The 18,982-nt window shown below is 73.0% G+C and carries 20 protein-coding genes; 8 read left to right on the top strand and 12 right to left on the bottom strand.

From position 1 onward, the window contains the following. Positions 1 to 4 precede the first annotated feature (4 nt). The 3 genes from AB0C01_RS13135 (at position 5) to AB0C01_RS13125 (ending at position 3,693) form a co-directional block, all read left to right on the top strand. Positions 5 to 124 carry a SapB/AmfS family lanthipeptide gene (locus AB0C01_RS13135; protein WP_013734295.1) on the top strand — a complete coding sequence of 40 codons (120 nt, stop codon included), beginning with the start codon at positions 5 to 7 and terminating at the stop codon, positions 122 to 124. A gap of 72 nt (positions 125 to 196) precedes the next feature. Beyond that, a complete protein-coding gene (locus tag AB0C01_RS13130; RefSeq protein WP_357255468.1) occupies positions 197 to 1,921 on the top strand; it encodes an ABC transporter ATP-binding protein in 1,725 nt (574 codons plus the stop codon). Then, positions 1,918 to 3,693, top strand: coding sequence for an ATP-binding cassette domain-containing protein (locus AB0C01_RS13125; protein ID WP_357571190.1), 1,776 nt, complete (start codon positions 1,918 to 1,920; stop codon positions 3,691 to 3,693). The genes AB0C01_RS13130 and AB0C01_RS13125 overlap by 4 nt, the downstream gene beginning before the upstream one ends. Positions 3,694 to 3,719: 26 nt before the next feature. Here the strand turns inward: AB0C01_RS13125 and AB0C01_RS13120 are convergent, their stop codons facing one another. From AB0C01_RS13120 to AB0C01_RS13110, 3 genes are all read right to left on the bottom strand, one after another. Further along, positions 3,720 to 4,304, bottom strand: coding sequence for a response regulator transcription factor (locus AB0C01_RS13120; protein WP_357255464.1), 585 nt, complete (start codon positions 4,302 to 4,304; stop codon positions 3,720 to 3,722). 117 nt (positions 4,305 to 4,421) lie between these two features. Beyond that, positions 4,422 to 5,027: a response regulator transcription factor gene (locus tag AB0C01_RS13115; protein ID WP_357571189.1), complete on the bottom strand. Its 606-nt coding sequence runs from the start codon at positions 5,025 to 5,027 to the stop codon at positions 4,422 to 4,424. 200 nt (positions 5,028 to 5,227) lie between these two features. Continuing rightward, positions 5,228 to 6,640, bottom strand: coding sequence for a hypothetical protein (locus tag AB0C01_RS13110; RefSeq protein ID WP_357571188.1), 1,413 nt, complete (start codon positions 6,638 to 6,640; stop codon positions 5,228 to 5,230). 239 nt (positions 6,641 to 6,879) lie between these two features. On the opposite strand from AB0C01_RS13110, the gene AB0C01_RS13105 reads away from it, so the two are divergent. The 3 genes from AB0C01_RS13105 to AB0C01_RS13095 all read left to right on the top strand — a co-directional run bounded on the left by AB0C01_RS13105 (position 6,880) and on the right by AB0C01_RS13095 (position 9,239). After that, positions 6,880 to 7,344 carry a hypothetical protein gene (locus AB0C01_RS13105; RefSeq protein WP_357571187.1) on the top strand — a complete coding sequence of 155 codons (465 nt, stop codon included), beginning with the start codon at positions 6,880 to 6,882 and terminating at the stop codon, positions 7,342 to 7,344. 146 nt (positions 7,345 to 7,490) lie between these two features. Continuing rightward, positions 7,491 to 8,786, top strand: a complete 1,296-nt coding sequence (locus AB0C01_RS13100; RefSeq protein WP_357255456.1) for a GAF domain-containing protein — start codon at positions 7,491 to 7,493, stop codon at positions 8,784 to 8,786. 6 nt (positions 8,787 to 8,792) lie between these two features. Further along, positions 8,793 to 9,239 carry a glutaredoxin domain-containing protein gene (locus AB0C01_RS13095; protein WP_357571186.1) on the top strand — a complete coding sequence of 149 codons (447 nt, stop codon included), beginning with the start codon at positions 8,793 to 8,795 and terminating at the stop codon, positions 9,237 to 9,239. 108 nt (positions 9,240 to 9,347) lie between these two features. Here AB0C01_RS13095 and AB0C01_RS13090 read toward each other — a convergent pair whose 3' ends face one another. The 8 genes from AB0C01_RS13090 to AB0C01_RS13055 form a co-directional block, all read right to left on the bottom strand. Further along, positions 9,348 to 10,472: an LLM class flavin-dependent oxidoreductase gene (locus AB0C01_RS13090; RefSeq protein WP_357255452.1), complete on the bottom strand. Its 1,125-nt coding sequence runs from the start codon at positions 10,470 to 10,472 to the stop codon at positions 9,348 to 9,350. Beyond that, positions 10,472 to 11,515 carry an aldo/keto reductase gene (locus tag AB0C01_RS13085; protein WP_357571185.1) on the bottom strand — a complete coding sequence of 348 codons (1,044 nt, stop codon included), beginning with the start codon at positions 11,513 to 11,515 and terminating at the stop codon, positions 10,472 to 10,474. Before AB0C01_RS13085 ends, AB0C01_RS13090 begins: the two co-directional genes overlap by 1 nt. Positions 11,516 to 11,535: 20 nt before the next feature. Beyond that, entirely contained in the window at positions 11,536 to 12,873 is a 1,338-nt protein-coding gene (locus AB0C01_RS13080) for an LLM class flavin-dependent oxidoreductase (RefSeq protein ID WP_357255447.1), read from the bottom strand. Next, the gene (locus tag AB0C01_RS13075; protein WP_357255478.1) at positions 12,870 to 13,553 is read right to left on the bottom strand and encodes an ABC transporter ATP-binding protein; all 684 of its coding nucleotides are present in this window, start codon (positions 13,551 to 13,553) and stop codon (positions 12,870 to 12,872) included. Before AB0C01_RS13075 ends, AB0C01_RS13080 begins: the two co-directional genes overlap by 4 nt. Positions 13,554 to 13,582: 29 nt before the next feature. Then, positions 13,583 to 14,419 (bottom strand): ABC transporter permease, encoded by an 837-nt coding sequence (locus AB0C01_RS13070; protein ID WP_357571184.1) that lies wholly within the window; start codon positions 14,417 to 14,419, stop codon positions 13,583 to 13,585. Further along, positions 14,416 to 15,480, bottom strand: a complete 1,065-nt coding sequence (locus AB0C01_RS13065) for an ABC transporter substrate-binding protein (protein WP_357255441.1) — start codon at positions 15,478 to 15,480, stop codon at positions 14,416 to 14,418. The genes AB0C01_RS13070 and AB0C01_RS13065 overlap by 4 nt, the downstream gene beginning before the upstream one ends. After that, positions 15,477 to 15,650: a hypothetical protein gene (locus AB0C01_RS13060; protein WP_357255439.1), complete on the bottom strand. Its 174-nt coding sequence runs from the start codon at positions 15,648 to 15,650 to the stop codon at positions 15,477 to 15,479. The genes AB0C01_RS13065 and AB0C01_RS13060 overlap by 4 nt, the downstream gene beginning before the upstream one ends. Before the next feature lie 270 nt (positions 15,651 to 15,920). After that, a complete protein-coding gene (locus AB0C01_RS13055) occupies positions 15,921 to 17,111 on the bottom strand; it encodes an amidohydrolase family protein (RefSeq protein ID WP_357571183.1) in 1,191 nt (396 codons plus the stop codon). 151 nt (positions 17,112 to 17,262) lie between these two features. On the opposite strand from AB0C01_RS13055, the gene AB0C01_RS13050 reads away from it, so the two are divergent. Next, a complete protein-coding gene (locus AB0C01_RS13050; RefSeq protein WP_357571182.1) occupies positions 17,263 to 17,760 on the top strand; it encodes a hypothetical protein in 498 nt (165 codons plus the stop codon). Here AB0C01_RS13050 and AB0C01_RS13045 read toward each other — a convergent pair. After that, positions 17,750 to 18,106: a helix-turn-helix domain-containing protein gene (locus tag AB0C01_RS13045; protein WP_357255431.1), complete on the bottom strand. Its 357-nt coding sequence runs from the start codon at positions 18,104 to 18,106 to the stop codon at positions 17,750 to 17,752. The genes AB0C01_RS13050 and AB0C01_RS13045 overlap by 11 nt on opposite strands. A 73-nt stretch (positions 18,107 to 18,179) precedes the next feature. Between AB0C01_RS13045 and AB0C01_RS13040 the strand changes: the two genes are divergently transcribed. After that, positions 18,180 to 18,977 carry an antibiotic biosynthesis monooxygenase gene (locus AB0C01_RS13040; protein WP_357571181.1) on the top strand — a complete coding sequence of 266 codons (798 nt, stop codon included), beginning with the start codon at positions 18,180 to 18,182 and terminating at the stop codon, positions 18,975 to 18,977. The last annotated feature ends 5 nt before the right edge of the window (positions 18,978 to 18,982 follow it).

Here is an 18,982-nt window from a genome sequence, read left to right as displayed (position 1 = left end):
CGACATGGCGCTTCTGGACCTCCAGGGCCTGGAGATGGCTCCGGCCGACCGCACGGGTGGCGGTAGCCGGGCGAGCCTGCTGCTCTGCGGCGACAGCTCGCTCTCCGTCACGACCTGCAACTGATCCGCCGCACAAGCGAGGCCCTGGGTGGGCAGACGTGCCCACCCAGGGCAACCGCGTACCCGGGGAGGTCCGATGCCGACGTTCGCCTCGGGGGATCGACTGCTCCGGCGGACGGCCCGGGCCGGCGGCGGCTGGACCGGCGCACTCGCGGCGGTCGCGCTGCTCGGCGCGGCTGCCGAACTGGCGTTACCCGCGGTCCTCGGCCACGCCGTCGACGCCGCCCTCGGCGGGGGCTCCGGCTGGTGGGCGGTGACCGCCGGTGGCCTGGTTGTCGTCCTCATCGGCGTCGACACCCTCACGGATCTGGCCAGCGGATTCGGCGCGGCACGCGCCACCGCCGGGCTGCGCCGGCAGCTGCTGCGGCACGTGTTCGCGTTGGACGTCCGCGCCACCCGCCGCCACCCGGTGGGTGATCTCGTCGGCCGGCTGGTCGGCCAGGCCGCCGACGCGGGGCAGGCCGGCAACGCCCTGGTGCTGGCCGTCGTGGCGGTGCTTCCACCGCTCGGCAGCGTCGTCGCGCTCGCCATCATGGAACCGGTCCTCGGGATCACCCTGCTCGCCGGTCTCGTGCTGCTCGCCGTCCTCATGCGCGCCTTCGTGACCGACGCCTCGGCCGCGACCGCCGGGTACCAACGGGTTCTCGGGAGCATCGCCGGCCGACTGCTGGAGTCGCTGACCGGTGCCCGGACCATCGCCGCCGCCGCCACCACCCACCGCGAGGAGGACCGGGTGCTCGCGGCCCTGCCGGAGCTGGGCCGGCACGGCCGGCGCGGTTGGGACCTGCTGGCCCGGGCCAGTGCGCGCACCTCCGCCGTGGCACCGCTGGTGCACCTGAGCGTCGTCGCGGTCGGCGGGTACGCCCTGACCGCCGGCTGGCTCACCCCGGGCCAACTGGTCGCCGCCGTCCGCTACGCGGCCATGGGCGCCGGGCTCGGCGGAGTGCTCGCCACCCTGAACCACCTGGTGCGCAGCCGTGCGGGGGCACACCGGGTCGCCGAGCTGCTGCAACAGCCGATCGCGCCGGCCGGCGACCGGCCCCTACCACCCGGCGACGGCGGCCTGAGACTGCGCGGGGTGCGCGTGTACGCCGACGACGGCCGACCGATCCTGGACGGCATCGACCTGGACGTACCGGCCGGCGCGACGGTGGCCGTCGTCGGCGCGTCCGGCGCCGGCAAGTCGACCCTGGCCGCCGTGGCGGGACGGCTGCACGACCCCGACGGAGGTGAAGTACAACTCGACGGGGTGCCGCTGCGCGACCTCGACCCCTCGGCGCTGCGCCGAGCCGTCGGCTACGCCTTCGACCGGCCGGTGCTCGTCGGCGCGACAGTCCACGACGCGATCGGGTTGGCGCTGCCCGTTGACTCGGCGGTGCCGCCCGGCCGGAGCCCGGCCACACCGGCGGTCCTCCGGGCGGCCCACCTGGCGGCGGTCGCCGACGTGATCGAACGGCTGCCCGACGGCTACCGCACCCCGCTCGTGGACACACCGCTCTCCGGCGGTGAGGCCCAGCGCCTCGGCCTGGCCCGGGCGTTCGCCGCCGAGCGGCTGCTCATCCTGGACGACGCGACGTCCAGCCTGGACACCGCGACCGAACACCTGATCACCGAGGCGGTGATCGGGTGGGTCGGCTCGCGTACCCGACTGGTCGTCACCCACCGGCCGGCGGTGGCCGCGGCGGCCGACCTCGTCGCCTGGCTGGACGGCGGTCGGCTGCGCGGACTGGCGCCGCACCTGCGGCTCTGGGCCGACCCGGACTACCGGGCTGTCTTCCAACCGGCCGGCGGTGTCTCGTGAACCGACCCGGCGTACGGCGGGTGACCTGGCTCGCGCTGCGGGCCCGCCGGCGCGATCTCGCCCGGCTCTGCGGCTGGTCGCTCGTCGAGTCGCTGCCCGCCCTGCTCGCCGGCCTCCTGGTCGCCCGCGCCGTCGACGACGGCTTCCTGGCCGGACGTCTCCTCGACGGCCTGGTGTGGTTGGCGGCCCTCGCCGTGGCCGTGCTGGTCGGCGCGGTGGCGACCGGTCGGACGTACCGGTGCCTCGGCGCCGTGGTCGAGCCCTTCCGCGACGAGGTGGCCGCCCAGGTGGTCCGGGGATCGATTCGCGACGCCACCCGGGCGGGTGGTCGCCCGGACAGCGCCGCCGTGACCCGACTGACCCACCAGATGGAAATCGTCCGCGACACCTTCGCCGGTCTGCTGATGGTGACCCGTGGCTTTCTCTTCTCCGCCGGCGCGGCCCTGCTCGGCCTCCTCGCCCTGGCACCGGTGGTGGCGGTGCTGGCCGCCGCGCCGATGGTCGCCGGACTGGCCGTGTTCCTCGCCGCGCTGCCGGCGATGGCCGCGCACCAGCGCGCGTACGTCCGCGCCGGCGAGCAGCTCGGCCAGTCGGCCGCGACGGCGCTTGCCGGTCACCGCGACGTGCTGGCCTGTGGCGCTCAGACACGCGTGACGGCCGATGTGGAACGCCTGGTGTCGGCGCAGGCCGCGGCCGAACGCACCCTCGCCCGGATGGCCGCGATCCGCAGCCTCAGCCTCGGCATCGGCGGGTGGGTGCCGCTCGTGGTGCTGCTCGCGGCTGCTCCGTGGCTGGTCGAGCGCGGGTTGACCGCGGGCGCGGTGCTGGGTGCGCTGATCTACGTCTCCACCGGGCTGCAACCGGCCCTGCACACCCTCGTGCAGGGCCTCGGCGGCGGCGGGCTGCGGTACGTGGTCACCCTGGAGAACATCCTGCGCGCCGGTCCGGCCCCCGCCGGCCCCCGCCGGCCCGGCCCCGCCAGCCGGACGCCCCGCTGCCCGTCCACCGGCCCGGTCGGCTGCTCGCCGGCCGTCGAGGTCCGGGGGCTGACCTTCGGCTACGGCCCGCGCGCCCGTCCGGTCGTCCGCGACTTCTCGCTGACGGTGGCCGACGGGGAGCACCTCGCCGTGGTGGGACCGAGCGGCGCGGGAAAGTCCACACTGGCCGCCCTGGTGGCGGGACTGGTACCGCCGCACACCGGCACCATCCACCTGGCCGGTGTGGCGGTCACCGACGCTGAGCCGGACGTGCTGGCCGGCCTGCGGGTGCTGGTGCCCCAGGAGGCGTACGTCTTCACCGGCAGTCTCGCCGACAACCTCCGCTACCTACGGCCAGACGTCGACGACCGGACGCTGGAGGTCACCCTCGACGCCCTCGGCGCGCGTCCACTGGCGACCCGCCTGGGCGGGCTGGGCGGGCCGGTCACGCCGGCCGTGCTCTCCGCCGGGGAGCGGCAGCTCATCGCGGCGGTCCGGGCCTGGCTGGCACCCGCCCCGCTGGTGATCCTCGACGAGGCGACCGGCCACCTGGACCCGGCGTTGGAGGCGACGGTCGAGAGTGCCTTCGCCCGGCGGCCCGGCAGCCTCGTGGTGATCGCGCACCGGATCAGTTCCGCGCTGCGGGCCGACCGGGTGTTGGTCCTCGACGGCGACGAGCCCGTGCTCGGGACGCACCGGGAGTTGCTGGCCCGTTCGGCCACCTACCGGGCGCTCGTCGGCTGCTGGGACGATCCGGTGCTGCCGCCCCGGACGGCACCGGCCTGGCGGGGCTGAAGCCCCGGCCGAGCCGACGGCACCGCTCAGATCCAGCCCGCCTCGCCGGCCATCCGCACGGCCTCCACCCGGGTGCGCGCGCCCACCTTGCGGGCGATCCGACCGAGATGGTTGCGGACGGTGCCCCGGCTGAGCCCGAGCGACACCGCCACCTCAGCGACCGGCGCCCCCGCCGCCGTCAGCGTGAGTACCTCGGTCTCACGGCTGGTCAGCGGGCCGTCCGAGCGCAGCGCCGCGACGACGAGATCAGCGTCAAGCACCGGCTCGCGGCGGGCCAGCCGGCGGATCCCGTCGATGACCCGCTGCGGACCGGCGTCGCTGGGCAGGATGCCGACCGTCCGGCTGGGGCAGAGCATGCCGCGCAGCCGCCGCGCCCGCTGTGGGTGGGCAAGCACCAGGACGGGGCACGGGCCGAGTCGGCTCGGCTCGACCGCCTCGACGACGTCGAGGTCGGCCACCACCACGTCTGGGCGTTGGGCGTGGACGGCCGCGGAGACGGCGTCGCCCCGGCCGACCTCCGCCACGACATCGATGTCGTCCTCGGCGGCGAGGACGAACGACAGTGCGCCCAGCACCAGGGCACCGTCCAAGGCGAGCAGGGTACGGATCACGATGACCTTCCCGCACTCCGATGGTGATCACTCAACGTCAATATTCAAACACGCATCCGGTGGGTCCGCACGGCGAGGGGGCGAGCCCAGACCTTTCCGCCGGACCCGCCCGTACGGCTACAACCAGCCGTTACACCGTGCGCGCCACACCGCCTCCAACCGGTTGCGGGTCCCCGTCTTGCGCAGGATCACCGACAGGTGGTTGCGCACCGTTCCGTGGGCCAGGAAGAGGCGGGCCGCGATCTCCTTCAGGGGCAGCCCTTCGGCGGCCATCCGCAGCACGTCGATCTCCCGGGGTGTCAACGGAATCTCCGGTGGGCTCAGCACCGCCACCGCCGCGGCCGGGTCGATCGCTCGTTCCCCGGCCGCCAGCGCACGGATCGCCCGTACCAGCTCCGCCAGGGAGCTGTCCTTCCCGACCAGGCCGCGCGCGCCAGCCGCCAGTGCCGCCTCCACAAGCGTCGGGCTCCACCGGGGGCTCATCGCCAGCACCGCGGCATGCGGCACATCGGCGCAGATCCGCGCCACCACCTCCACCGGGTCGGGCAGCTCCGGTGTCAGCGCCAGCACCACCACCTGGGGCTGGCACCGCCGGACCACGGTCAACAGTTCGCCGACGCCGTCGACGTCGGCCACCACCTTCATGTCCTCCTCACCTGACAGCGCGGCGCAGAGCGCGCCACGCAGCAAACCCATGTCCTCGGCGACGACAACGTGGATCACCACGTTTCTCCGATCTCAGGTACGCGTCACACCGGCCACCGATCCCGGAACATGCACGGGTTTGGTCAGGGCGGTCGTGCGCGACGGACGGATAGGCATGGCCCGTGGCACCCGTACGACGGACGGGCACGGGCACTGGTCGACCAGACCGGAGGGTGTGACGGCCGTGCGGGCCAGCCACCCGGGTCGGTCGACCCGCCTCAGCCGGGGCGGGCGATCGGTGCCGGAGCGCGGCTCTCGACGAGAAGGGGCACGAGGTCGCGGAGTTGCCCGGCGCGCAGGTACGCCTGCCGGTCGGCCGGTCGGACCAGTCCCGGGCCGGGCGGCGATCCGTCGTCGGCACCGTCGGCGTCCTGGTCAGCGGGCGTGACGGGTCGACCCGGAAGGTCGACGTCCACGGTCACCGGATCCGGGCGCGCGGCGGGATGTCCCGTCGAGGCCCTGGCGTGCGCGGGCTCGACGACGGACAGCCACGGTGACGCGGCCGTGGCCGCCGCCGCGGCGGCGTGTGCCGGTGCCAACGCCGGTTCCGCCGACGCCGCCGGTTCCGCCTGTTGCGCCGGTGGCGTCGGTACGGCCGGCGCGGGTGCCGGGGCGGCCAGCGGCTCGGCGGCCGGCCCGAGCCGTGGGGGACTGGGCGGCGGAGGCGCCGCCGGAACGGCCATCGCGTCGCGAGCGGGCGCCAGGGCGGCATCCGTGACCTGGCAGAGCGCCGTGACGACAGGCGGAATCGGCACTGCGCTCACCACTCCGATGACGTGCGGCAGCGCGGCGGTCACGAGGTCCGCGACGTGCGGGAGGGGGGCGTGCACGATGCCCGTGACGCGCGGCAGCGTGTCGTGCACGACGTCGGTGACGTGCGGGATCGGAGCGTGCACGATCTCCGCGACGCGCGGCAGCGGGGCGTGCACGGTGTCCGCGACGCGCGGCACCGCGTCGTGCACGAGGTCCGTGACGCGCGGGATCGGGGCGTGCACGGTGTCCGCGACGCGCGGTAGCGGGGCGGTGATCAGGTCCGCCGCCGGCGTATCGGCTGGTCTGGGCATCGCGGGCAGTTCGGGCACGGCGCGGGCCGCCTGCCGTACTGGGTCAGCGGGTGGCCGCGCCGCCGGAACGCGGCGAGCGGGACGATGATCCGCGCGAGCCGAGGAGGCGGGCCGGAGGCTTTCGCGCTCCGCTGCGCCGGAGGTGTCGACCCGGGGGAGCGGCACGGACACCGTCGACCGTGGAGCCCTCGGCGCGGGTTTCGTGTCGCGGGGGGCGACGAGATCACCGATGGCTCTGGTCACCGGGGCGTCGGGGGCACCGCTGCGGCGGTGGTCGGCACCCGCGGCCCGCTGGCGGTCCTGGTCGGGGCGTGCCGCCTCCATGAGCCGCGTGACCGGCTCGACCAGACCGCCGATCTCCAGACGAGGCTCGGCGCCGGAGCCGCTGCGCATCCCGTCGGCGGCGGCCGGCCCCTGGAACAGCGCGGCCAGGAGGAAACCGGCCCCGACGGCAGCCGCGAACAGCACCGTCCGGCGGACGAGCCGGCGCAGTCGGTCGGCCGTAGGCGGCGCGGACGGGCCGCCCGGCGCGGACGTCGGTGCGGTTCCGTTGACGGGACTTCGCACGCGGCCACGACCCCCTTCCCTCTGGATTGCTGACCCATGGTAGCGATGCGCTCACGTATCTGCATCCGCTGATTCTCGTTCTGTCGGCCATGCGTCTCCGCACCGAGTGTCTCGCCTCGGAACCGAGTTGAGCGCGTGGACGTTGGGCGTGTGGACACTGCCGCGCCTCGCTCAGCCGCGGGAGGAATGCCCCCCGAAGGAGGGAGGCGTCGTCGGGCCGGCGCGACGATGGTGCTGGTATGCCCGCCTGCAAGGATCCGCGTTGGGCGTACGGCGCCCTCGCCTGGTTGATCTTCTTCGTCGTGTCCCATGTGGTCCTGGTGTTCTATCCCGGTGACGATCCGACCGGTGGCGGACCGTGGAGTCTGCGGGCCTACGTGATCTTCAACGTCGTACTCATCGCGGTGTCGGCCGTCGGGGCGGTCGTCGTCCACGCCACCGTCCGTCCCTGGGCTCGGCACCTTCCCCGGTGGCTCCTTCTGCCGCCGCTCCTGGGCGGCAGCATCCTGCTCGTGCTCCGGGGTGTTCCCGGGATGGTCGAGAACCTGCTGATGGTCACCGGTGTCCGCCGCGGCGGCTTTGTCGGCGCCGACGACATCTCCACCGGCGAGTTCTGGGTCGGCCTAGGAATCAACACCTACTTCTTCCTGGGGGCCGTGCTGCTGGTGGGGACAACCGTCTCCTACGGCCGCCGGAGGTCCTGAACCTGCGTGCGTTCGCCGTCGGTCCGTCCCGCCGGTACGCTGCGTCGGCGGCCTCAGCCACCCTCCGCGCGTACGGTCAGCACAGGTACACCGAGCGACGCACCACCGAGTCATTCCCGTAACCCGGACGAGAGGCGGACCACGACGTGACGGCGGTACCAGGCCAACTGCCCAGGGCTGCGGATCCGGCGGGTTCCGAGCAGGGAGGGGCGGACGAGGATCTGCGGGCGTTGTTCGGGCAGTCCACCGCCGTCTTCGCCTCGCTGGCGGGGCCGGAGCACCTGGTGGAGACGGCGAACCCGGCGTTCTTCGCCACCATCGGCGAGGAACGGGCCCGCACCGGGGTCGCGCTCGTGGACCTGATGCCCGAACTGGCCGGTCAGGGCTTCATCGGGCTGCTGGACCAGGTCTACCGCACGGGTGCGCCCTACACCGGCAGTGACGCCCGGATCCTGCTGGGCACCGGCCCGCAGGCGCGGGAGGCGTTCTTCGACTTCACCTACGAGCCGCGCCGGGACGTCTCCGGTCAGGTCTCCGGGATCCGGGTGCTCGGCGTGGAGACCACCCAGGTCAAGCAGGCCCAGCGGTTGATGGCCGAACACCGCGCCCTGGTGGAGCAGATCGCCCGGCAGGCACCCCTGACCGAGGTGCTCGACGGGATGGCCCGCTGTATCGAGAATCTCGCACCACAGGAGGTGCTCGTCTCCGTTCTCCTCGCCGATCCCGACGGCCGGCACCTGCGCCACGGTGCCGCACCCAGCCTTCCCGACTTCTACAACGAGGCCATCGACGGGATCGCCACCGGCGAGGGCGTCGGGTCCTGTGGCACGGCCGCCCACCGGCGGGAGCCGGTGATCGTCACCGACATCAGCACCGACCCGTTCTGGGACGACTTCCGGCACCTGGCCGAGCAGGCTGGTCTGTCGGCCTGCTGGTCCACGCCGATCCTGGCCCGCGACGGCGGCCTCCTGGGCACCTTCGCCATGTACCACCGCACCCCGCGCGCCCCGCAGGACTCCGACCTCGCCCTTGCCCGGGTCTTCGCCGGCACCGCCGCCCTGGCCATCGAGTGTCACCACAGCGAGCAGGCGCGCCGAGCCGCCGAAGCACGTGCCAGGTCCGCCCATGACGAGCTGGCCAAGGTGGTACGCGTGGAACGGGAGCTGCGCGCCGAGGCCGAGCAGCGCGCGAGCGCCGCCGCGGAACTCGCCGCCCGGATGCGCGCGGCGGCGGCCACGCAGGCGGCCATGCCGCACCCGGAGCACTGCGAGCTCGGCGGCGCCCTGGGATGCACCGCCCCGGCCGAGATCAAGATCGCCGATTCGTGGGGCGACGCGGCGTGGGGCTGCTCCGCCCACGTCGAGGAGGCCATCCTCAACGTACGGTCGGTGTTCATCGCCAGCGAGGAGCTCGGCGGCCTGGCGGCGTACCTCAAGCGCTAGACGAGTATGTTCTCACCCTGGCTGCGGCGGTGGATCCTGGCGATCGTGATGGCGGCGTGCGGCGTGCTGGTCCTGGTGACACAACTGGCCGACGGTCTGCCCGCCGTCGGCGGCGTCGAGCTGGTGATCTTCCTGACGTTGGCACTGGTGCTGTCGCCGTGGGCCTTTCCCCGCTCGGTGGATGCCGCCGAGGCGCAACGGGCCAGCGCGGCGGACGGGCGGCCGATCGTGTACTGGCGCCCGGGGTGTCGATACTGCCTCCAGCTCCGGTTCGCGCTTGGCCGGCTCGCCGGGCGGGCGCACTGGGTGGACATCTGGCGGTACCCGGCGGGTGCTGCCGCGGTCCGGGCGGTAGCCGGTGGCAACGAGACGGTGCCCACTGTCGTACTCGGTGATCAGGCTGTGGTGAACCCCGACCGGGCCTGGCTCCGCGAGCGGCTCCTTTCGGTCTGAGCAGGACCGAGGGACGACGGACCGTGCCGCCACGCCAGAGGGTGCCCGGCCGCCCGGCTCTACACGCTGCCTGCCGGGCCGACCGGGCCGCACTGCGGGTGATCGGGTTCAGCTGACCGCCGGTACCGCGCCCCGGTCCCGCGTGCTGGTCCGGCGGGCGTCGATCGCCCCTTCCCGCAGCAGGGGCAGGAGCTGCGTGCCCTGGCGGTCGATCTCCGGGAGGTAGGGCGTGTCGGAGAGCACGAAGTGCGTGATGCCGAGACGCTGGTACCTGCGCAGTGATTGCGCCACGTCCTCGGCCGACCCGACCAACCAGGTGGTGCCGGCCCCGCCGCCGCCGTACCTGCCGGGAGCGGTGTACAGGTTGTCGTCGAGCACCTCGCCGCGCGCGGCGAGGTCGAGCAACCGCCGCTGGCCTACTGCGGCCTGCCAGTGCGGGTTGCGTTCGATGCCGCCGTTGCGGCTTGCCAGCTGGGCAACCTTCGCCTCGGCGTCGGCCCACGCCTGGTCGGTGGTGTCCCGGACCAGCGTGGTGACCCGCAGCCCGAACTCCAACGGGGCGTGCTCGCGCCCCAGCTTGTCGCTGAGCTGCCGCAGCCGATCGATCCGCTCGGCCACGCCGTCGAGCGGCTCGCCCCAGAAGAGCTGGACGTCGGCCTCGGTGGCGGCCACCTCCTCGGCGGCGGCCGAGGCACCGCCGAAGTACAGCGGTGGGTGCCGGCGCTCGCCCCGGACGACCGGTCGGGGCCCGAGCGTCGAGTCGGTGACGCTGAAGTGCTCGCCGCGGTAGGTGACGGTGTCGTCGGTCCACAGGCGGCGCACGATCTGGATGAACTCCCTGGTCCGGGCGTACCGTGCGGCCTGGTCGCCGTCGGTGTCGCCGTACGCGGCCAGGTTGTCCTTGCCCGACACGATGTTGATCAGCACCCGCCCCTGGGTGAGGTGGTCCAGCGTCGCGGCGGCAGCGGCGAAGTGGGCCGGACGCCAGTAGCCGGGCCGGATCGCGATCAGTGGTTGGAATGTCGTCGTGCGGGCGGCCAGCGCGGCGGCGACGGTGAAGGTGTCGGGGCGACTCCAGCCGGTGCCGATGAGCGCACCGGCCCACCCGTGCTGCTCGATGGCCCGGGCGTGACCGGTCAGGGTGTCCAGACTGTTGTGGTGCTGGACGACGTCGTCCCCGCGGTGGCCGGGTTCGACCTGGTTGGGGATGTACCAGAGAAACTTCGCGCTCATCAGCCGTTCCCTCCGCCGCGACGCCGTTGTGCCGGGTCGGTCAGCGACGGTGGTTGGTAGCCGGCGTCGGCGGGGTTCAGGGTGGTGCCCGGCGGCACGATGGCGTCGATGCGGTCCAGCACGTCGCGGGACAGGGTCACCTTGGCCGCGCCGAGATGTGACTCCAGATGGGTGAGCGTGCGCGGGCCGATGATCGCCGACGTGACGGCCGGGTGCTCCAGGACGAACGCGACAGCCAGGTGGATCAACGACAACCCGGCCTCGTCGGCGAGGGCGGCCAGCTTGTCGACGGCGGTGAGCTTGGCGGCGTTGGCCGGGCGGGTCGGGTCGAACCGCGCGGGGAGCCGGTCGGCCCGGCGGGAGATCGGGGCGTCGAGCTTGCCGTGGTAGCGCCCGGAGAGCCAACCGCCGGCCAGCGGGCTCCACGGGATCACCGCCAGCCCGTAGCGCTGCGCCACCGGCAGCACCTCGCGCTCGATCCCGCGGGCCAGGATCGAGTACGGCGGCTGCTCGCTGACCACCCGCTCCCGGCCGCGCCGCTCCGCGAGCCACTGACCCTCCACGATGGCCGACGGCTCGAACGTGGAGGAGCCGATGTAGCGGATCTTGCCCTGGCGGACCAGGTCGGTGAGCGCGCCCAGGGTCTCGTCGAAGTCGGTGTCCGGCTCCGGCCGGTGCACCTGGTACAGGTCGATCCAGTCGGTGCCCAGCCGACGCAGGCTGTGCTCCACCGCCTGGACGATCCAGCGGCGGGAGTTGCCCCGGTGCTGCGGGTTGTCGCCCACCTGGCCGTGGAACTTGGTGGCGAGGAAGACCTCGTCGCGACGCCCACCGGCGAGCGCCTTGCCGACGATCTCCTCCGACTCGCCGTGCGAGTAGACGTCGGCGGTGTCGATGGCGTTGATGCCCGCGTCGAGGGCTCGATGGATGATCCGGATGCCGTCCTCGTGGTCGGGGTTCCCCCGTTCGCCGAAGTTCATCGCGCCCAGCGTCAGCGAGCTGATTCGTACGCCGGTGCGCCCGAAGGGTCGTTGCTCCACCATCGTTCGTCCTCTCCAGGTGGTCAGTGGGAAGCGGCGGCGAGCCGCCGTGCGGACTGGTTGACCGGGCGGGGCAGCCCGTAGTGGTCGCGCAGGGTGGTGCCGGTGTACTCGGTGCGGAACAGGCCCCGGCGCTGGAGGATCGGCACGACGTGGTCGACGAACGTCTCCAGCCCGGACGGCAGCACCGGCGGCATGATGTTGAAGCCGTCGGCGGCGCCGCTGCGGTACCACTCCTCGATGGCGTCGGCGACCTGCTCCGGCGTGCCGGCGAAGGTGCGGTGCCCGCGTCCGCCGCCGAGTCGGCCGATGAGCTGGCGTACGGTCAGGCGTTCCCGCCGGGCCAGGGTGACGATGAGCGTGTACCTGCTCTTGGCACCCTGGATCTCGTCCTCGCTGGGCAGGTCGGCGGGCAGTTCCTTGTCCAGGTCGAGGTCCTCCGGGGCGACCCGCAGCGTGGTGGCGAGCTGGGCTCTCGCGTACTCGGGTCTGATCAGCCGATCCAGCTCCTCCTCCAGCGCGCGGGCCTCTGCCTCGGTGGGGGCGACCGCCGGCACGATGCCGGGCAGGATCTTGACGCTGTCCGGGTCGCGGCCGACCTGCGCGGCACGTCGCTTGAGGTCGCGGTAGAACTCCTGCGCCTCAGCGAGTGTCTGCTGGGCGGTGAAGACGGCCTCGGCATACCGGGCGGCCAACTCCTTGCCGTCCTCGGACGACCCGGCCTGCACCAGCAGCGGGTAGCCCTGCGGTGAGCGGGGCACGTTGAGCGGGCCGGCCACCCGGAAGTGCCGTCCGACGTGGCGGGGCGGGTAGAGCAGGTCGTCGTCGCCCCACCGGCCGGCGTCCTTGTCGCCGAGTGGGGCGTCGTCGTCCCAGCTGTCCCAGAGTTTCAGCGAGACCTCCAGGAACTCGGCGGCTCGCTCGTACCGGTCCCGGTGGGCGGGCAGCTCGTCCAGGTTGAAGTTGCGGGCGGCATCCACGCCGGCGGTGGTGACGACGTTCCACCCCGCGCGGCCGCCGCTGATGTGGTCCAGCGACGCGAACCGGCGGGCCAGGTTGAACGGCTCGTTGTACGTCGTCGAGGCGGTCGCGATCAGCCCGATGTGGCGGGTCGCGCCGGCCAGCGCGGTGAGCAGCACGGTCGGTTCGAGCGTGCCCGCCGGCCGCCGGCCGATGCTGTTCCAGAGCACCGGGCTGTCGGCGAGGAAGAGCGAGTCGAGTTTGCCGCGCTCGGCGATGCGCGCCAGGCGGGTGAAGTGTTCGACGTCGGTCTGCGCGAACGGGTCGCTCTCCGGCAGCCGCCAGGCGGCCTCGTGGTGGCCGACGCCCATCAGGAACGCGTTGAGGTGCAGCATGGTCATCCCTCCGTCGGGTCGACGCCGAGTGCGCGGAGCAGGGTCTCGCGGTACGCGAGGAATTGCGGTTGCCGGTAGGAGCGGGGCGCCGGCAGGTCGATGGCGAGGTCGACGGCGATCCGGCCGGCGTCGAGCAGCAGCACCCGGTCGGCCAGCGTGATCGCCTCGTCCACGTCGTGGGTGACGAGCAGGACCGTGGGCCGGTGCCGGGCGCACAACTCACGCAGCAGTCCGTGCATGCGTAGGCGGGTCAGCGCGTCCAGCGCACCGAACGGCTCGTCGGCGAGCAGCAGGTTCGGCTCGGACACCAGCGCCCGGGCCAGGGCCACCCGCTGCTGCTCGCCACCGGAAAGCTCGTTCGGCCAGGCCCGCTCCCGCCCCGCCAGGCCGACCTCGGCCAGTGCCGCCTGGCCGCGCTGGTGGGCGTCCGGCCCGCGCAGGCCGAGCACGACGTTGTCCAGCACCCGCTGCCAGGGCAGCAGCCGGGCGTCCTGGAAGACGACCGAGGAGTTCTCCGGTACGTCGACCAGGCCCGTGCCGGTGGCGTCGCCGTCCAGGCCGGCGAGCGCCCGCAGCAGGGTGCTCTTGCCCGAGCCGCTGCGGCCCAGCAGCGCGACGAACTCGCCCTCTTCGATCTCCAGGTCGAACCCGTCCAGGACGGCCCGATCCCCGAAGCCGCGGATCAACCCCTCGACCCGGACGGTACGGGTGGCGGTCAGTCCGCCATGGTGCGTCGCCACGACAGGACCCTCCTCTGCACGAGTCGGACGGCACCGTCGGACAGCAACCCGAGCAGTCCGTACAGCACGAGTCCGACGATGATCACGTCGGTCTGGCCGTACTCGCGGGCCAGTTCCATCATGTAGCCGATGCCGCTCGTCGAGTTGATCTGCTCGACGACCACCAGGGACAGCCACGCCCCGACGACCGCGAACCGCATGCCCAGCAGGAAGCCGGGCAGCGCTCCGGGCAGCACGATCCGGCGGATGAAGGCGGTCCGCCGCAGTCGCAGCGACTCGCCCAGCTCGACGTACCGGCTGTCGATGGTGCGCAGCCCGTTGTGGGTATGTATGTAGACGGGGACGAACACGCCGAGCGTGATGGTGATGACCTTCATCTGCTCGCCGATGCCGAACCAGAGGACGAGCAGCGGGATCAGCGCGAGGGCCGGGATGGCCCGCTTGATCTGGATCGGGCCGTCGAGGATGGCCTCACCCCACCGGCTCAGGCCCGCGAGCACCGCCAGCACGGTGCCGATGACGGTGCCGAGGGCGAGGCCCAGGCCGGCGCGCTGCGCCGAGACGACCAGGTTGTCCTGAAGACGCCCGTCGGCGATGAGGTCACCCGCCGTCGTCACCACGGTCCAGGGCGCCGAGAGGGTACGGGGATCGATCCACCCGCCTGCCGAACCGGCCGCCCACACCGCCAGGAGCAGGAACGGACCGATCGCCGCCCCGTACGGGATGGGGCGACCCGGCTTCAGCCGACGCCGCGGGCGCCGGGCGGCGACGGTGGCGGGCGGCCGAGGCCGGATCAGTGTCAGGACTGTCACTTGGCACCTCCCACGGTCAGTGCCTGCGCGCCCACGGCTTCGTACCGTCGGTCGTACAGGTCCTCGGCCCGGAGGGGCTTGTTGCCCGTCTCCTTGGCCAGCAGATCGATGGTTTCCTGGTGCCGGCCGATGGCCTCCGTCCAGCTGGACGGGATGTCGGCCACGCCGCCGTTCTCGACCAGCCACCTGCCGTCGTCGGTGGTCAGGCCCTGGTCCTTGACGTAGTACCGCTCGATCCACTCGTCCGGGTTGGCCTCGCGCCACCGCCAGGCCCGCGCCCACGCCTGCACGTACTCGCGGATCGCCGCCGCCTTGGCCGGGTCGCCGAGCACGGTGACCGGCGCGTACAGGTGTCCGGGGTCGTCGCGCAGTCCGTGCGAGATCGCGGTCGCGCCGTCCCGGCCGTACTTGCTTTCGTAGCGTTTGATCTGCACGCCGCCGATCGGGGCCACCTCGACCTGGCGGCTGGCGAGCGCTGTCCCGTAGACGTCGCCCGTGCTCGGCAGCTCGACCAGCTTGACGTCCTTCTTGCTGAGGCCGGCCTTGTGGAGTACCCGCAGCACCAGCGCTCCCTGTGCCTGCCCCGGGCTGTACGCGATCTTCTTCCCACGGAGGTCAGCGAGGGTGGCGACCGTGACGCCGGGTGCGATGCCGAGGCGGTAGATGGCGTGGTTGAGCGGGTCCTGGCGGTACTTCGAGGCGACGATCTTCGTGGGGATGCCGGTCCAGTGCGAGTGGATCGGGGGGATGTCCGCCACCGAGCCGAGGTCCACCGCCTTCGCGCGGAACGCCTCCAGGGTCTGGGGGCCGCCGCTGATGTTCGCCCACTCCACGGTGAAGGACAGCTTCTCCGCCTCCCCGGAGAACTCGATCGCCTTCTGGTGCTCCTTGTCCCCGATGACGAGCTTGGTGCCCTTCGGCACGACCTCCGGCAGTGGCTCGCCGGCGGCCAGGGCCACGGCGGGTGTCTCGTCGCCGGCGCAGGCGGTCAGGCCCAGCGTGACCGCGCCGAGGGTGGCGGACAGGAACGCCCGTCGATCCAGGAGGGATGGTGATCTCACGTACGACTCCTTCGTGGCTGGTTGCGGGACGGGGGCAGCACCCCACGTGCTCGAGGGGCGGCGTCGTCGCCGGGACTGCCGATCAGCGGCTCGGCGAGCACGATCGCGTGGCCACCAGCGGGCAGCGCTGGGTGACGCGACAGAAGCCAGGTGACCGGCTCGGCGCGCATCCGTTGATCGGGTGGAGGGAACGGCTGCCGGTCGTCGTCGAGCCGGCGGCGCCGCGGATGGAAGAAGCGGGTAACGCTCGCTCAGCGGCAGCAGCCGCAGGCGGCGGTCCAGCCACGGCAGCATCCCCGCGACACCGCGATGGCGGTGCCCCGAAGCAGGGTGTGCTGGCTGGTCATGGATACGACGCTAACCCACAATTCCTATGTGTCAACTAGGATTTCACGCGCTGGGACACGACGGCTGCGACGCCAACCCATCGACGGATTCGCTCAGCCGCCCAGCGGAACGCCGGCGCGGTACACGGCCAGCGGGCGGCGCAGCACGGTGATGTCGTCCGTCGGATCGCCGTCCACGACCAGCAGATCAGCCTCGAATCCGACGCGGATACGGCCCTTGCGCCGCCCCAGGCCACACACCTCGGCGCCGACCGAGGTGGCCGCGGTCAGTGCGGTGGCGGCGGGGATGCCGCACCCGACGTACTCGATGAGCGTCTCCGGGAGGATCCCGTGCGGCTTGGCGGGGCCGAGACCCGCGTCCGAGCCGGCCACCAGGCGGACCCCGGCCCGATGCAGGGTGGCGACGCCGTCGCGCAGTATGGCCTCGCTGAGCCCGGCGCGCGCCGCCATCGCCACCACCTCCGGCGGTGTCACCACGGCCGGGTCCGTGCCGAGCGTGGCGCAGACCGCCACGCCGGACGCGGCCAGGCGGTCCGCGAGCTCGTCGGGGACGTGGGCGCCGGTCGTGGTGACGCACGTGCAGTGCTCGATGCCGTCGACGCCGACGCGCACCGCCTGCTCGACCGCGCCGAGCGCGTGGGCGTGCGCGGTCACCGGCAGGCCGAGATCGTGTGCCTGGGTCAGCGCGGCGGTCAGCTCCTGGTCGCTGAACTGCGGCCGGGTCGTGTCGGTGCCGGGAGTGAACACCCCGCCGCTGGCCATGACCTTCACCAGGTCGGCGCCGGCCTCCGCCCGCAGGCGCACGGCCTCGCGGATCCCGTCGACGCCGCTCGCTTCGCCTCCCAGTGACCAGCAGTGTCCGCCGACGCTGGTGACGGGCGCGCCCGACCCCACCACCGTCGGCAGGTCGTCGCGTCCCTCCCGGTCCCGCCAGCGCAGCACGGCGTCCCGGCGGTCACCCAGGTCGCGGACGGTGGTGACGCCCGCCGCCAGGTGCGCACGCAGGGATGCCTCGACGACCCCGTCGAGGTCCGGCTCGGGACGCTCGGCGAGCCGGCCGAGCGCGTCGGGCCCGGCGTCGGCGCACAGGTGCACGTGCGCGTCGATCAGGCCGGGCAGCACCGTGGCGTCCGGCTCCTCACGCACCGGCCAGCCTTCCGGCGCCTCGGCCCAACCCCGGTGCACGTCGACGACGTAGCCGTCGTCCAGCAGGACGAGCACCCCTCCGTCCACGAGCCGCTCACCATCGAACATCCGCGCCGCCCGGACCGCGTGCCGTGCCATTGACCCTCCCCGTGGGTTGCACCATCCCGGTCAGGCTCTCAGCTGACGACGCCGCGCGAGTACCCGCTCCGACGGGCGGAACCGTGGCACGTGCGAAGGCTCGGCCACTTCGGATCGAGGACCGGTGTCGGATTCACTAACCTTGGCCGACGTGACGGCATTCGACTGGACCGCGCTCCAGGCGGCGAGGGACGCGACAGCGGACGAGATCCCGGAGATGGTCGACCGCGCGTTGCGGTTTCTGGAGGATCTGCTGGTCGGGATCAACCACGTCTGCACGTTCACCCTCACCAGCGGACCGCTGCTGGGCGACCTGACCACCGGGGTGAACGCGCTGTTGCCGAAGGACTGCGCGGTATCCCGGCTGGCGCCGGTCAGCTCCTGGCCCGCGCTTGTCGACGCGGCGCTACCCGGACTGTTCCTCCCCGGGGAGCCGGCGTACGCGTGGGCCGAGAAGATGCCGGCCCGGCAGTTGGCCGAGGCGGTCGCCGGCTGGGTCGTGGCGCTGTTGCGGCGACTCTGGCCGGGCTCCGTGCAGTCCTGGGAGCTGACCGTCGACACCAGACAGTGGTACGAAGGTGTCTACGTCGACCTCGTCGTCCGCCGCGACGACCGGGTGTGGCTGCTGCACCTCGGTCTCAGCGACTGACGGCACCGGCAGCGGGTTCGTCGATGGCGGTGCCGGTGCGGGCGGCCCGTGCGGTGCCCCAGTCGTAGAGGGCCTGCAACACCGGGGCGAGGCTGAGTCCTTCCTCGGTGAGCCGGTACTCGACGTGCGGCGGGTTGGTCTCGCGGTCGTGCCGCAGGATGAGCCCGTCGGCCTCCAACTCGCGCAGACGCTGGGTCAGCATCTTCTCGCTGACCCCCGGCATCCGGCGGCGCAGCTCGCCGTAGCGGTGTACGCCCTCCTTGAGGTGGGCCAGGATCACCGGCCGCCACTTGCCGCCGATGACGTCGACGGCGAACTCCACCGGGCAGTGGTAACGCTTGGGCATCGTGGCCTCCCTCGGGGCACGCACCAGATGGTGCGTACTTGATCGCCGTCGCTGCGGGTGTTGGGCTGTGCCCATGGTCATCGAGTACATCAGGTACCGCGTGCCGCAGGAGCGGCTGGACGGCTTCGAGGCGGCGTACGAGCGGGCCGCGGACGCGCTCCGCGCCGCGCCGCAGTGCGTGGACTACGAGTTGAGCCGCTGCCTGGACGACCCCGCCACCTACGTGCTGCGCATCCGCTGGACGTCGGTGGACGAGCACCTCAGGGGGTTTCGGGGTGGCCCGGTGTTCGGGCGGTTCTTCGCCGCGATCAGGCCGTACGTCGAGGACATCGAGGAGATGCGGCACTACCGCCCGACCGGGATTTCCGGGTCTGGTGGCGCCGCACCGCCGAGCCTGTACGAGTGGGCCGGTGGTGTCGACGCGTTCGGGCGGCTCTGCGCTGCCTTCTACCGCCTGGTCCGCTCCGACGACCTGCTCGCACCGATCTTCGCGCGCATGGATCCGGCGCACGCCCACCATGTGGCGATGTGGCTGGCCGAGGTCTTCGGCGGCCCGGCCACCTACACCGCCGAGCGCGGCGGCTACCGCCACATGCTCGGCCAGCACCTGGGCCGGGCGATCAGCGAGGCGCAGCGTCGGCGGTGGGTCAACCTCATGATGGACGCCGCCGACGAGGTCGGCCTGCCCGACGACCCGGAGTTCCGCGCCGCCTTCACGGGCTACCTCGAATGGGGAACCCGGTTGGCGGTACGCAACTCCCAACCGGGCGCGGACCCGATCCGGCAGGCACCGGTACCACGCTGGGGCTGGGGGGTCGCTCCGCCCTACCAGGAGGGTCCGCGGCCCGCCGGCACGCGGGGAGCGGAATAGGCTTC

This window comes from Micromonospora sp. NPDC048905 (assembly GCF_040649655.1).
Classification (GTDB): Bacteria; Actinomycetota; Actinomycetes; order Mycobacteriales; family Micromonosporaceae; genus Micromonospora.
This window is presented reverse-complemented; position numbering and strand designations above follow the sequence as displayed.